The organism is Bacteroides sp. 51, assembly GCF_010500965.1.
Taxonomy (GTDB): domain Bacteria; phylum Bacteroidota; class Bacteroidia; order Bacteroidales; family Bacteroidaceae; genus Bacteroides.
Map to the genome: position 1 here is coordinate 17,965 of NZ_QVMI01000010.1, position 12,702 is coordinate 30,666.

The window sequence follows — 12,702 nt, forward strand, 5'->3', positions numbered from 1 at the left end:
TGTTAAAATCAAGACTTGTACCCTTTGTCACTACTTTTCTTATGAATCAGACTCTTTAGTTTGTCTAAAAAACCAGTACGTTTTGTTGGTAACCTCTGCAGAACCTCTTCCTCTTTTTTGTAGGTATCACTAATTTGGAAGTTTAGAAAACGTTCAAACCTATTAGTAAGGCGACTTAAAGAAACACTCTTGCCATCAGAGGTTTTTATTCCTGCAAGATAAAAGAGCCCTGTGATAACCTCCATAATATCAACATAGGAAATGATATCTGTATCTAAATATAAATCCGATGTTGAGGAATTACTCTTTGTATTAAAGAATTTTGGATACATCATTTGCTTCTCCAATAACGCCAACTCAGAATTTGCAAAAGTAATACCCTTTTGAATATACATTCTTTTAATTGCATTTTTCCCCCTGCCCGCAAAGAGGTGATGATCCTAACGAATCAAACTCAATACGAGAAAGATTCAATATCCGAAAAAAATCAGAGTAGTTTAGTTCGGATTGACTAAGGGTTACTACTTGTGTTACAAAATCTTCATAGGCGCTTTGCATTTCTTCGTTTGTGACTTGTGAAGGTTCAGACAATAGCCTGAATAACCCCAATTCTAAATGTTTCCACATAAGCAAATTATTTATAAGGTGAATAAATATGATTTTATATGCTTGTCAGTGGATTTTTTTAGTGGCACTTCAAATATATTACAAGTTCTCCACCCAATAAATGGCTATTTGTAGCTATCTTTGCACCATGATTTCCAAGAATATAACACCCGGAGAACTATGGTCAAGACAGCAAATCAGCAGTCTTGATGTTGACTATGATTTATGGAGTAAGAAGCGGAAAGCTATACAGGAATTTTCCCGGATGAGCCAAAGCTGCATCTTTACCGTGGATGTATTTAAGGAGAGATATGATTTTGCTTCTGATAACTTCTCTACTGTTTTAGGATATAACCCAACATGGATAAAAACGATAAGGAAACAGGGCGATGTATTGGAAGATAGAATACATCCGGATGATCGTGTTCAACTATTGGAATACCAAATTGAACATGGACTGTTTATTTATTCGCTTCCACAAGAAGAAAGGAATGACTATCAGCAGATGTTTCAGTATAGAATACTGAATGCTAAAGGGCAGTATGTAAATGTAATCAGCCGACAGCAGGTTCTTGAAAAAGACAGGAATGGTAAGGCTTGGATTATTATGGGAGTTGTAGATATATCTCCCGACCAGACATTTACCGAAAGAATCAAGCGAACGGTTATTAATAGTAAGACTGGCGAGATATTTGCTCCGGCATTCACTCCGGCAGAGAAACAGTTAACTAACAGGGAAAAAGAGATACTTCTGTTAATTCGTCAGGGTTTTCTAAGTAAAGAAATTGCAGATAGACTGAATATCAGCATTTATACGGTTAATAATCACCGGAAGAATATATTGGCTAAACTGGATGTTGATAATGTGATGGAGGCGATTAATACTGCACGCGATTTTGGCATCATCTATTAAGGTAGCCAATCCAAACTATTTGTCAACGGGTTGGTTTTTCTCCATTGCTCCAGTTCCTCATACGTTTTCACTCCACCCGTAAAAACAGCATGGTATATCTCTATGCCCGGAATAAGTACACCTTCCGGCACATCGTATTTGATTTGAAGAATAGTTTGGCGGATTTCAGGTGTTAGTTGATTAATTATAGCATCGGTTACTCGCTCTACTGTGCCATCATACTTGGAACCTCGGCGGATATAAATCATGTCGAACTTCCATGTGTTCCCTTCCTTATCTTTATATCGGGCATGCCATTCGATACATTCTTCTTCGGTATCTATCCCATTTATATATTGGATTTCTTTCAGAGGAAGACGTTCTGCCAGCTCCTGCATAACAGAGAAACTCTCTATTATATTGAGATGGTCGGTATAGATGTGCATGTCTATATCCCTGCTTTTCATCAACAAACCGGATTTAAGCGACCCGATAATATTAACGGTTGCACCTATGCGTTCCCATGCCGGGATAATACGAGTATCTTCCAGTATTTCCCATGCGGCTTGCTGATTCTGTTCTGCGAGTTTAAGAATATCCATCTTTCTTTTTATTGGGGTGCAAAGATACAAAACAAGCTCGATATATAGCTATAAATAGCCATTTCATACACCACCTTGATACAGTAATTTTGTGCACCCTTTTGTGTCTTTTTTAATGTATTAACAAGGAGTGCTTTATGATATTTAATAAAACAGAGAAACAGGAACGTGAGTATTTACAGCAGGTTATCAATTTGCTGAATAAGATCATTAATAGCACGGATGCGTCGGTGAAAGAACATGTCGATACACTGGCAGAGTATAAGGATTACCTATGGTCGAATAAGGATATTGACCCGCATGAGATACGTTCAATGAGGGAAAGTATCTTGAACCATTTTGCATTGGGCGAAAATGTGATTGATAAACGCAAGCGATTGGGTAAGATACTGGATATTCCATACTTTGGTCGGATTGACTTTAAGAGTAGAGAAAAAGACAGTAAAGTTTTGCCTGTCTATATTGGCGTTCACTCGTTCTACGATTCAGATAGTAAGATGAGCTTTATTTATGACTGGCGTGCGCCGATTTCGAGTATGTTTTATGACTATGAATTGGGAGAGGCTTCTTACGAATCTCCGGCAGGCGAAGTGACGGGAGATATTACACTCAAACGGCAATATCGTATTCGAAAAGGCAGGATGGAATACATGATTGAGAGTTCGCTAACCGTTCATGATGATATTCTTCAAAAGGAATTAAGTTCCAATGCGGATGATAAAATGAAAAATATCGTTGCTACCATTCAGCGGGAGCAGAACCGGATTATCCGTAATGAGGAGGCTCAAACGATCATCATACAAGGAGTTGCCGGATCGGGAAAGACTTCTATTGCCCTGCATCGTATCGCCTACCTGCTTTATGCTTTCAAGGATAGCATTTCTTCAAAGGACATATTGATAATCTCACCCAACAAGGTGTTTGCCGATTATATTTCTAATGTGCTTCCTGAACTTGGCGAAGAGACTGTTCCCGAAACGAGCATGGAGCAGATACTCTCCGGTGTATTGGACAACAAATATAAGTCTCAGACCTTTTTTGAACAGGTAAACGAATTACTCACAAAACCCGCTCCCGGCTTTACAGATCGCATACAGTATAAAGCATCGTTTGATTTTATTTCCCAACTCGACCGATTTATCCTACATATTGAGAACAACTACTTCAAAGCGGTAGATGTAAAGCTAACAAAGTATGTTACTATTCCTGCTGAATTTATTGAGGAACAATTCAGGCGTTTTGACCGCTATCCGATGCGCCAACGTTTTGAAACAATGAGTGATTATATTCTGGAAATGGCACAAGTTCAATATCGGATTACAGTTACCACTGCCGAACGGAATATACTCAAAAAAGAAATAAGGAATATGTTTGCCGGGAACAACGATATACAGGTCTATAAAGATTTCTTTGAATGGATTGGTAAGCCCGAGTTGTTTAAGATGCGTAAGAATCGCACACTTGAATATGCGGATTTAGCGCCATTGGCTTATATCCACATCGCATTGGATGGGAATAATGCAAAATCGCCAGTCAAACACCTTTTGATTGATGAGATGCAGGACTACTCACCTATACAGTATAAGTTGATACAAAAGCTCTATCCTTGTCGAAAGACCGTTTTGGGCGATGCAAGCCAGTCGGTTAATCCTTACGGTTCATCGAATGCGGATATGATTCGGAAAGCACTCATTACGGGAGAGGTGATGAAACTATGCAAGAGTTATCGTTCAACCTATGAGATAACTGATTTTGCACAGAAGATTCGGAAAAACGAAGAGCTGGAACCTGTCGCCCGGCATGGAGAGAAACCTCAAATACTGAAACTTAAAAGTGAGGAAAAAGAAATATCCTGCATTGCGAACTTGATTTCTACATTCAAAAAATCGTCCTATAAATCACTTGGGATTGTTTGTAAGACTGAATTACAGGCGAAAGATATAGCAGATAAATTAAAAGCCTATATGGATGATATTTATTTCCTTTCAAATCAAAGTTCTGCTTTCGTACAAGGTGTTATTATCACTTCTGCTCACATGGCAAAAGGGTTGGAGTTCGATGAAGTAATCATTCCACAAGTGACTGATAAGAATTATCATTCGGGGATTGACCGGAGTATGCTCTATGTGGCAGTAACAAGGGCAATGCACCGATTGACACTAACTTGTGCGGAAACGAAAAGTGATTTTATTCGATAACAACTCAATACAGATCACATTCTAACACCCCTTCGGGTATTATTTTGGGAATAAACGAATAAGTAATACCCGATAGGGTATAATAAGCCATTAAGTTCCATACACTTCCTCTTCTACACATTTCCAAAAACCGTTTATTTCTTCATCTATATTTGTCGGCAGAACGTATAAAACCGAATAAATATGGATATTATCGCAATAGAAAAAGAATCTTTTGATTCCTTCAAAAAGAAACTGGAACGGATAGCTTCATTAGTTCCGAAACGACCATCTAATAATACCCTGTGCATAGAACAGGAGTGGATAGAGGGCAAAGAACTGGCTGCTTCCCTTAATCTGCCGCCTCGCCGACTGCAACATCTTCGTGAAAGCGGTACACTGTCATTCTCCACCATCGGAAAGAAAATCTATTACCGGATATCCGAAGTGAAATCTCTGTTGGAACAAGGTAAAATCAATTCTAAATAACTTTTCCATGCAACTATATACTAATCAAGATAGCCGGGAACTATTGCAAGCGTTAAACAATGCTTTGCCTTATATCGAACACGTCCTGAAAACGCATAAGCCGTTATTTGACGGTGAACGTTATCTAACAAGCGAGGAACTCTGTTCTATTCTTAAAATATCTCGACGCACTTTACAGGATTACCGGAATAACGGAGTTTTGCCATTTATTCAGTTACCGGGAAAAGTTCTGTTTCGTGAATCTGATATTAGAAAGATTTTGGAAGAACGGTTTCGTCCCGCTTATGACGGTTCTTTATAGGAGTTGTTCTTAGGTTATCTGAACGGCTGAACATTCGTGAGAATGAGTCAGCCGTTTTTTCTTTACCTAATTACTTCGCAAAACTTTCTTTTACGCCTTGCATATCCCGAAGAATACTTTGGTCTAACACTTTTGCGTAACGTTGTGTCATTCGGGTATTCGTATGTCCAACCATTTTAGCTATGTTTTCCAACGATACATTGTTAGCCAAAGTTACTACCGAACAGAACGTATGGCGCCCGGTGTGAGTCGAGAGCTTCTTCTTAATTCCGCAGCAATCGGCAATTTCTTTCAGATAACTATTCATCTTTTGATTGCTCAATACAGGGAGTAAAATGCCTCTCTTCTGGCAAAGTGGATGATCTTTATACTTCTCAATAATCCCCAATGGAACATCAAGCAATGGCACGTTACACATGATTCCGGTTTTATGTCGTTCCTTGCGTATCCATAAGTTTCCCTCATTATCAGCAATGATGTGTTCTTCTTTTAATTCGGACACATCTATAAAGGCGAGTCCAGTCCAACACTGCACTAAAAATACATCCCGCACCAGTTCTAATCGTGGAATATCAAATTCCTTTGTGCGTAATGTTTCCAGTTCTTCTTTGGTTAGAAACTCCTTATTTACTTCCTTTTCGTGGAAACGGATATTGCCAAACGGATTTTTCGGTATCCAATCGTAGTTTACCGCAATGTTTAATACTTTCTTTACCACCTTCATATAGCGGATAACCGTATTCTCCTGTAATCCCTTTTCGGCTTTCAGAAAGTGGATGTAATCATGAATCATGCCGTTAGTGACTTCTTTTAGCGGAATATCTTTTCGTTGATATTGGCTTTGGCTCATTTCCCGAAAATACTTCAAACAGGTGTCAAAACGGGAGATGGTTACTTTGGCGTAATCTTTACCAATAAGTTCACGGCACTTGTCGTTATGTTCCTGAAATACCTGAAAGAACATTTTGTGCTCTTCATCCAGTCCTAGAAATTTCCGCTTGATTTCCATCGGATTGATTAGTTTGCCGTCTTCCTCCATCTTTCGGTGGATTTCAAACAAGCGAAGTTTTACCGATTCAAGATAACGGTTAATCTCTAAAGATGCGGAATCCTTGCCTGTACAGCGTTCTTTCGCCTGATTCCAAAGGTTGGGTTTTACATCACGTTTAAGTTGCATTTCAACTAATTGCCCTTCAATAGTGATGCGTAGCATGATTGGCGTATCACCTGTCTTTTTCAACTTTGTTCTTCTCACAAAGAAAAGCACATTAAATGTCTGTTTCATACTCTAAAAATTAATGGTTTAAAGATACTTGAACCATGCTTAATAGAGAGTCTTAAACGATAAGACAATCAGCGACTTACAGTGTCATTCGTGGTCAATTTTTCGTGGCTTAAAAAATGACCACGATTTAGCCCGAAGGAACTGCTTAGTTTTGCTAAAAATGGGGGATTTCTTGGAAAAAGAAAATCCCTGAAATGTTTTATTTTCAGGGATTTACCAAATTTGAAGTCTTTTAAAAGTGGTGCCACCAGGAATCGAACCGGGGACACAAGGATTTTCAGTCCTTTGCTCTACCAACTGAGCTATGGCACCTTTGTGATTGCGAGTGCAAAGATAGGCATATTTTTTAATACCGCAAATCTTTGGCAAATAAAAAATAATATTTCATGCAAAAATTTGAGTAATTAAAATAATGAAGTAAATTTGTACTCATAAAAGAGCGGAATGTAGCGCAGTTGGTAGCGCACTACGTTCGGGACGTAGGGGTCGGGCGTTCGAGTCGCCTCATTCCGACACTTAAGGCGTGACTCTCAGCGAGTTACGCCTTTTTTTTGTTCGGTTTTTGTTCGGTAAATCAGAGATATTTTAAAAATTAGGTACGACGAATCAAAATTACGATTGGCATTGAATACGCATCAACCAAAATCGTTATCTTTGTGATATCGCAAGTGTGCGAGTAGTTTTTAAATCTAACGGAGGGTGTATCTTTTGGTACGCCCTTTTGTTTTGGTATCGATCCCCGACCGATTTTATAATGTGCTTTTTGAGCATGTAATATTGCCGCCAAAAACGGTAATATAAAATCTACTTTAGAATAGGAATAGAATAAATCAGCATAATTTTGCGCAAATGTTAAATGTGTAATAATCTCACATTATGGGGTGCGTGATATACGCAGTCTCAACAAAAGGGAAATAAAACTAAATTTAAATATGCCACATCTCGTCTTAATGACGAACCCTATCATTTCTATAATACGGTTTGGAATCGTATTTAAACTCACTGAGATTATCGAAGCCCATCAAGAGGAGCCTGTTAGCCATATAGCAAAAATGCTACTCGCTGATTATCAAACGTTAAACCAAAATGATAAGCGTAAGAACCTGTCAAAACTTAACATTCAAAACAATAAAGCCATAGGGGATATTTCCCCTAAGGCTGACTTCCAGCTAGTTATAAAAGGTGATATTATCTCACCTTTACATAAGGGAAATTCCCCCTATGTAAAATCCCCGGAATTCTGGGTATTTAGTTTCTCACAAAATCGTGAAAAACCAAAATGTGCTTAAAAAGCACTTTATAAAAGGGGTGGACAATTTGTCTTACCCTATGTTTTCCTCTAGATTTTACATAGGGGGAATTCCCATCTGTAAAATTGCACTCTTATGGTTCCGGTATGCCATATTATCAAAAGGTAAATCGGTTCTCATGTGTGTACGTTATGACCCCCGAAAATCTTCGAGCGATTTTCACACGTGCGTATTATGATAGTGAAAAAACCTTTGGGGTTATTATATTAGGAGGTGAATGCAAAATTGCATTGGTCTATCTATGATGTGTTTTATTGATATAAGAATGGAATTCCGTTGTTTCGCCTATGACAACCTGATCAACTTTTCGGTTTATCAGCTTTATAGTCATCGCTGTTAATAGAGTCTCTTTTAAGAGCTTCTGTGGTTTGGGGTTAAGTCATTGATTACCAGGTTCAGCATTTTACCCGATCGAAACGTGATCATCGTTCAATATGAAATATTCGAGACAAGACACCGTAAGAGCATAATCAAGTTTATTATTACCTCCCCAACTTACTTCGGAATCCGCCGGAGCAAGTTTTCTACTGTCCGGTGAATTCCGCACAGTGGTATAATCGTCATTCTCTATAAAGTCTCTTTTCAAAGCATCTATAGCCGAATCTCTCCTTGTGTATGCCAACACCTACACTTCACCCAAACACAGGTTTGCAATTCTTTTACCCTTGTCCTAACCTTGTCATTTTTATAAAAATGAGTGGAGTACAATAACCATTAGAAGCTAAATGAATTTGCTTACATAGCTTTTCATACGGGGATAAAGTTTGGTATCAATAAACTTCTTCTTTGCTTCAGGTGACAGGCCGTATATGATGTTTCCATACTTACTTTCAATGTCACCGGCAAAAGAAACATTACTGCCAATCATAATACCCTTTTCAGTTGCTTTCCCTTTGATTGATCTATGGAAGTCCCCACGAATATGCAAGTCTGGGAGGTCTCCTTTTTTAGCAGGTAGATTAAGGTAAGTTGTTCCGGATTTATGGGGAAGTACATTGTTTTTAAAGTACATATATCCCTTGGAGTTATTTCTCCATCGCCCGGCATCAGGTGATCTAAAGAAAGGGTCATTCAAATATGTATATCGTAATTGCTTGCCATCTCCGCCTATCCCGTGAAATAGCTGCTCTCTAACATATTCCTCAAATATTGGAATATTCTCGGCCATGCAGCTTAAAGCCTCTTTTTCAAATCCATTGATGAGGCTTTTAATGTTCCTGGATAGTTCAAATATTGTAGTCATTATTAGATTCAAGCTCTTTTATAATTCTCTTTGCAGTTCCTTTTGACATAGGGCATGGAGCCAATCGCTCTTTGATCTCTGGGAACTCATCTAGATCAATATACCCGGATGCAATACTAGCTAATAATTTAGCTTTAGTTTCCTTATTTAACTTCACTTTGTTCATGCTTTAATTCTTTACGACGTTTATACCATTCTTCCCAATCTTTATTTGTGTAATTGTCTATATTCGCATCAAATGAATAACCGATACTAATCTTCTCATCCGGCTTTAAGGTGATTTGATTTTCTTCAGTATTTTCGACAATCTTTCCACCTACGAATGAAACACTCCCGTTTAACCCAATAAATAATAGTTGGTCACGATCCTCTACTTTTGGGGAAATCTCGCTTAATAAGAAATCTCTATTACTCATTTACTTCTTTCATTTTAATAACCTTTTCTGCAATCTTATCTATTGCCTCTTCCGGAGCTTCTTTTAGCAACTTGGACAGCGATTCGTATTCAGCTTGTATTTGAGCCTCAACACTAACGCTCTGCATCTTTGGAGTAACATAACTCATTAGCTTCTCAATAATAACAATACGCTCTTTGGGTTCAAGACTATCTAAGTCTTTTTCAAACCGCTCACGGTTATTATCAATAATAGCAGCTATCCATTGTTTGGTATCCAATGTTGCTTTGTTTGGGGTTCCGGCTTTTCGTCCTCCGGTTTTTGGTGTTCCTTTTGGTCTTGCCATAATTTCTACTTTTAATCTATTATAGAAAACACGAATGATGCCACTGATTTTTCAGTAACAGACAAATTAACCTTTGAAGGAATAATAAACCGGAGGGGAAAAGCTGGTACAAACATAGTCTTTACGATCTTTTATAGTTTCGTGCATCTTCACACAACAATACAAAGATAGCAATAATAGACTGAGAATCAATATAAAGATAACCTTTTATCCTTGTGGTAACCTTGGGGTCTTTTAAATTTCATGTTCGCCAAATTTCGCCAAATTTCGCCAAAATCATTGCCAGATATTGCCATTTCTTGTCAAAGCACACTCTTTACATTTGGCGGGAATTGGCGTTTTTTGTCGATTTATAATCTCTTTTTGGCGCAGTTTGGCGTACTTTGGCACTGTTTACCAAGCGAATATCACGAAAGGAAAATCCTTTTGAGCCTCAATATTTGCATACGGGTTTTAGCCATTGCCTAATATCACCATCCGAAAAATGATAAGAGGACTACCAACTTATCGGATATTACCTATGTACTTAGTTAGCTCTAAGTCTGAAAGCATCCATTTTTTACCAACCTTTGTTGCAAAGGGTAATTTCCCCTCTCTGCACATTTTGGTTATCTGGGCAGTACAACATTGCAATTTCTTAGCCGCTTGATAAACAGTTAGAAAATTGTCACTCTTAGGAACAACTGGCTTTAGTAATCCGTATAATGAATCCAATTGCTCGCTCTGTTTTAAAACGATTTTCTCTAATCGCTTAACAGAATTCAACAATTGCTTTTCTTGGTATTCAGTCATGGTGATAAAACAAAAACATTAATATCTTTTCAACGCAGACAATGTACTTCCGCTATCTTTCAATTTCAGATACTTAAGAATATGCTCCTCTGTAAATCGAATAACTCCTCTTCCATTTCCAATTCGAAGAAAGTCTATTTCCCCCAAACCTCTCATATTTTGCAAAGTAGTTCTGTTAATTCCCAGGTAATCGGCAACCTCTTTTGTGGTGTATAATCTAGGTAACATACTTATTATTTTATTACATGATTATACAATATACGAATCCTTTTTCTATTATCAATTATTTTTTGATCTTGATTTTATCTGTAAGCATTTAGGTTCATTTTCAAGTAGGGGATTCGAACCTTAATTCCCTTCAAAGCCTATGTTTTAATTCTGTAGAGTCTATGGTTTTGCTTTCACCTTATCCACCTACGAATATGGAGACTTACACGATAATTAGCTAGATTATTAAGTTAGATGCGTCCGAAGGATGAGAGGATAACAGAACACCTTATACAATGACTCTTACTTATTGATTGCTATTCCAAGTCATAGCTAAATCAGTTGCAATTTTTGCACCTGTTATATCTTCGCCAGCTATCACTGATGGCATTAGAGCAATTTGACCTCCAATACTTAATAATGAAGTTACTTGACCATTAATCAATGTGCCATGTGCTCTTGGAGCGGCACCCTGAGCATCCTCATCATTAGGAATTCTCCACCCATTATCTAATCTATTTGTCAGTACTTCTACGGCACTATCTTCATTTTCGAAATAGCACTTATTAAAAGCCGACTCCCATGAACCCCACAAATGTCTAAATGTTGGATTGCATACAAAACGACCTGTATGAACATTTATTGTATGGTTAAAAATCCCTCTTGTGTCATTACCTACCTGATGGTTTCTAAATTTATTTATAAGCCATCTAAAGCGAGCCCCTTCGCCAATTATCTTAGTCAAATTGTCAGCATCTCGTGCTGTATTCTGATCTATTCTCAATCCACCATTATCTTGTGGGGTGACTCCATGAGCACTTTCAAATCTTTCACCTCCTCCCAAATCTCCACCTCCACCATGTATATCCGTTTTTAGTGCAGCATTAAATGCAGTAGGTGCAGGGTCATCCATAACTCTATCCATTATTGTTGTATCTATACCTCCTCCATCACCTCTGCGGCATATTCTTACTCTTTTGACATATCCTCCACCTTGTAAAGTCATTTCAACCCACGAGTCTAAACTACGTAATTCGCCCTCATTATAATTAGATTGCACATATAGATTGCCCGGATTCATCGCACCCAAAGTCGCTCTTCCAAAAATATTATGTTGATTACGTCTTGCCCTAAGACTAATATATTCGGCCGTTTTAGCTGCTGCTTCCAACAACGAATTCGCAGTGTTAGGGAAGATATTCTCATGACCATCAACACCATCTGCTCCTTCAATCCTTTGTATTACACCATGCTTTCTTTGTATTGATTTCACTGTATTATTTTGAAATGCATAGCTTCTTCTGTTATCCACAAACCCCACCCTCTGATTCCTACCAGACTCTTGTATCGTTCTAGCTAATTGCTTTGTTTCCTGAATAGATTCTTTCATGTTTCCATTGTTTTATGTCAAAAATCAGAAATTAAAAGGGAAAATCAAAACAAAATAGGGTGTTGTGTAGCATAAAGATAAAAGTATACAAAAAGAAAAACATGCCAAATATCGCATCTGTCACGCCTCATAATTTTATGAATACAAATTGTTCTGTATAAATAAAGTATCCCTGATTCACATCTGTAATACCTTACCGGCCCGTAGGCCATCTTTTCAGTATATCCTACTCGACTGAGAGGTGGAAAATGAAAGTAGGAAGAAAACTACTTCATTTTCTTCCTACTCGATTCTAAGAAAACGCAAAAAAAAGTATCCTAAAGCATGTTTATCCTTGGTGGTGCAAGTCCACTACGGGGGTAGGTAGCGACCAACCGTTAGCCGAACAGCAAGGGTGTCTACCGCGAGTGTAATCTGAAAGAAGCTGTACGCAAAGTCCCGGTCTGAGGAACACGAACATCATATAAGGTTCAAGTCGTAGGATGAGTTTGCAAAACAAAACAAAGTCTCAAAGCTATCCGGTAACGACAGAGTAAATGATGCTGATATATAGGATGGAAGTTATTAATCTTACCACTGGGGGGCTCACGGACGTGCGGACGTTTTTTTTCTCGGAAGCACGGCTAACAATTGTCTTCAGGCAGCTATTTTCCCCAACCGGTAAAAG

General features: G+C 38.1%; 15 protein-coding genes and 2 tRNA genes. 6 read left to right on the forward strand and 11 right to left on the reverse strand.

What is annotated here, in order from left to right; translation table 11 throughout:
* Positions 1–8: 8 nt before the first annotated feature.
* Entirely contained in the window at positions 9–395 is a 387-nt protein-coding gene (locus D0T87_RS09580) for a hypothetical protein (protein ID WP_163174915.1), read from the reverse strand.
* A 359-nt stretch (positions 396–754) separates the two neighbouring features.
* On the opposite strand from D0T87_RS09580, the gene D0T87_RS09585 reads away from it, so the two are divergent.
* Positions 755–1,519, forward strand: a complete 765-nt coding sequence (locus D0T87_RS09585) for a LuxR C-terminal-related transcriptional regulator (protein WP_163174916.1) — start codon at positions 755–757, stop codon at positions 1,517–1,519.
* On the opposite strand, the gene D0T87_RS09590 is transcribed toward D0T87_RS09585, so the two are convergent.
* Positions 1,516–2,100, reverse strand: coding sequence for a phosphoglycerate mutase family protein (locus tag D0T87_RS09590; protein WP_163174917.1), 585 nt, complete (start codon positions 2,098–2,100; stop codon positions 1,516–1,518). The two genes, D0T87_RS09585 and D0T87_RS09590, sit on opposite strands and share 4 nt — an antisense overlap.
* 137 nt (positions 2,101–2,237) lie before the next feature.
* Here D0T87_RS09590 and D0T87_RS09595 point away from each other — a divergent pair, with 137 nt between their 5' ends.
* The 3 genes from D0T87_RS09595 to D0T87_RS09605 all read left to right on the forward strand — a co-directional run bounded on the left by D0T87_RS09595 (position 2,238) and on the right by D0T87_RS09605 (position 5,067).
* On the forward strand, positions 2,238–4,298 hold the full coding sequence (locus D0T87_RS09595; protein WP_163174918.1) for a UvrD-helicase domain-containing protein: 2,061 nt from the start codon (positions 2,238–2,240) through the stop codon (positions 4,296–4,298).
* Between the two features lie 183 nt (positions 4,299–4,481).
* Entirely contained in the window at positions 4,482–4,766 is a 285-nt protein-coding gene (locus D0T87_RS09600; protein ID WP_163174919.1) for a helix-turn-helix domain-containing protein, read from the forward strand.
* Positions 4,767–4,773: 7 nt separating this feature from the next.
* Positions 4,774–5,067, forward strand: a complete 294-nt coding sequence (locus D0T87_RS09605) for a helix-turn-helix domain-containing protein (RefSeq protein WP_163174920.1) — start codon at positions 4,774–4,776, stop codon at positions 5,065–5,067.
* A gap of 70 nt (positions 5,068–5,137) precedes the next feature.
* Here D0T87_RS09605 and D0T87_RS09610 read toward each other — a convergent pair whose 3' ends face one another.
* Both D0T87_RS09610 and D0T87_RS09615 read right to left on the reverse strand, forming a co-directional pair.
* Positions 5,138–6,352, reverse strand: coding sequence for a site-specific integrase (locus D0T87_RS09610; RefSeq protein WP_163174921.1), 1,215 nt, complete (start codon positions 6,350–6,352; stop codon positions 5,138–5,140).
* Positions 6,353–6,591: 239 nt separating this feature from the next.
* A tRNA-Phe gene (locus D0T87_RS09615) sits at positions 6,592–6,664 on the reverse strand.
* A gap of 128 nt (positions 6,665–6,792) precedes the next feature.
* Here D0T87_RS09615 and D0T87_RS09620 point away from each other — a divergent pair.
* A tRNA-Pro gene (locus D0T87_RS09620) sits at positions 6,793–6,865 on the forward strand.
* Between the two features lie 419 nt (positions 6,866–7,284).
* Positions 7,285–7,641: a hypothetical protein gene (locus D0T87_RS09625; protein ID WP_163174922.1), complete on the forward strand. Its 357-nt coding sequence runs from the start codon at positions 7,285–7,287 to the stop codon at positions 7,639–7,641.
* 742 nt (positions 7,642–8,383) lie between these two features.
* Here D0T87_RS09625 and D0T87_RS09630 read toward each other — a convergent pair.
* From D0T87_RS09630 to D0T87_RS09660, 7 genes are all read right to left on the reverse strand, one after another.
* Positions 8,384–8,905, reverse strand: a complete 522-nt coding sequence (locus D0T87_RS09630; RefSeq protein ID WP_163174923.1) for a hypothetical protein — start codon at positions 8,903–8,905, stop codon at positions 8,384–8,386.
* The gene (locus D0T87_RS09635; RefSeq protein WP_163174924.1) at positions 8,889–9,071 is read right to left on the reverse strand and encodes a hypothetical protein; all 183 of its coding nucleotides are present in this window, start codon (positions 9,069–9,071) and stop codon (positions 8,889–8,891) included. The genes D0T87_RS09630 and D0T87_RS09635 overlap by 17 nt, the downstream gene beginning before the upstream one ends.
* Complete coding sequence (locus D0T87_RS09640) at positions 9,049–9,321, reverse strand: hypothetical protein (RefSeq protein WP_163174925.1); 273 nt, start codon at positions 9,319–9,321, stop codon at positions 9,049–9,051. The genes D0T87_RS09635 and D0T87_RS09640 overlap by 23 nt, the downstream gene beginning before the upstream one ends.
* Positions 9,314–9,646 (reverse strand): hypothetical protein, encoded by a 333-nt coding sequence (locus tag D0T87_RS09645; RefSeq protein ID WP_163174926.1) that lies wholly within the window; start codon positions 9,644–9,646, stop codon positions 9,314–9,316. The genes D0T87_RS09640 and D0T87_RS09645 overlap by 8 nt, the downstream gene beginning before the upstream one ends.
* A gap of 504 nt (positions 9,647–10,150) precedes the next feature.
* Entirely contained in the window at positions 10,151–10,438 is a 288-nt protein-coding gene (locus D0T87_RS09650; protein WP_163174927.1) for a helix-turn-helix domain-containing protein, read from the reverse strand.
* Between the two features lie 18 nt (positions 10,439–10,456).
* Positions 10,457–10,666: a helix-turn-helix domain-containing protein gene (locus D0T87_RS09655; RefSeq protein WP_163174928.1), complete on the reverse strand. Its 210-nt coding sequence runs from the start codon at positions 10,664–10,666 to the stop codon at positions 10,457–10,459.
* 286 nt (positions 10,667–10,952) lie between these two features.
* A complete protein-coding gene (locus D0T87_RS09660) occupies positions 10,953–12,035 on the reverse strand; it encodes a hypothetical protein (RefSeq protein WP_163174929.1) in 1,083 nt (360 codons plus the stop codon).
* Positions 12,036–12,702 lie beyond the last annotated feature (667 nt).

Excerpts from the sequence above, each read along its gene's own strand:
- D0T87_RS09580 (WP_163174915.1), bottom strand. The coding sequence starts at position 395 with ATGTATATTCAAAAGGGTATTACTTTTGCAAATTCTGAGTTGGCGTTA.
- D0T87_RS09585 (WP_163174916.1), top strand. The coding sequence starts at position 755 with ATGATTTCCAAGAATATAACACCCGGAGAACTATGGTCAAGACAGCAA.
- D0T87_RS09590 (WP_163174917.1), bottom strand. The coding sequence starts at position 2,100 with ATGGATATTCTTAAACTCGCAGAACAGAATCAGCAAGCCGCATGGGAA.
- D0T87_RS09595 (WP_163174918.1), top strand. The coding sequence starts at position 2,238 with ATGATATTTAATAAAACAGAGAAACAGGAACGTGAGTATTTACAGCAG.
- D0T87_RS09600 (WP_163174919.1), top strand. The coding sequence starts at position 4,482 with ATGGATATTATCGCAATAGAAAAAGAATCTTTTGATTCCTTCAAAAAG.
- D0T87_RS09605 (WP_163174920.1), top strand. The coding sequence starts at position 4,774 with ATGCAACTATATACTAATCAAGATAGCCGGGAACTATTGCAAGCGTTA.
- D0T87_RS09610 (WP_163174921.1), bottom strand. The coding sequence starts at position 6,352 with ATGAAACAGACATTTAATGTGCTTTTCTTTGTGAGAAGAACAAAGTTG.
- D0T87_RS09625 (WP_163174922.1), top strand. The coding sequence starts at position 7,285 with ATGCCACATCTCGTCTTAATGACGAACCCTATCATTTCTATAATACGG.
- D0T87_RS09630 (WP_163174923.1), bottom strand. The coding sequence starts at position 8,905 with ATGACTACAATATTTGAACTATCCAGGAACATTAAAAGCCTCATCAAT.
- D0T87_RS09635 (WP_163174924.1), bottom strand. The coding sequence starts at position 9,071 with ATGAACAAAGTGAAGTTAAATAAGGAAACTAAAGCTAAATTATTAGCT.
- D0T87_RS09640 (WP_163174925.1), bottom strand. The coding sequence starts at position 9,321 with ATGAGTAATAGAGATTTCTTATTAAGCGAGATTTCCCCAAAAGTAGAG.
- D0T87_RS09645 (WP_163174926.1), bottom strand. The coding sequence starts at position 9,646 with ATGGCAAGACCAAAAGGAACACCAAAAACCGGAGGACGAAAAGCCGGA.
- D0T87_RS09650 (WP_163174927.1), bottom strand. The coding sequence starts at position 10,438 with ATGACTGAATACCAAGAAAAGCAATTGTTGAATTCTGTTAAGCGATTA.
- D0T87_RS09655 (WP_163174928.1), bottom strand. The coding sequence starts at position 10,666 with ATGTTACCTAGATTATACACCACAAAAGAGGTTGCCGATTACCTGGGA.
- D0T87_RS09660 (WP_163174929.1), bottom strand. The coding sequence starts at position 12,035 with ATGAAAGAATCTATTCAGGAAACAAAGCAATTAGCTAGAACGATACAA.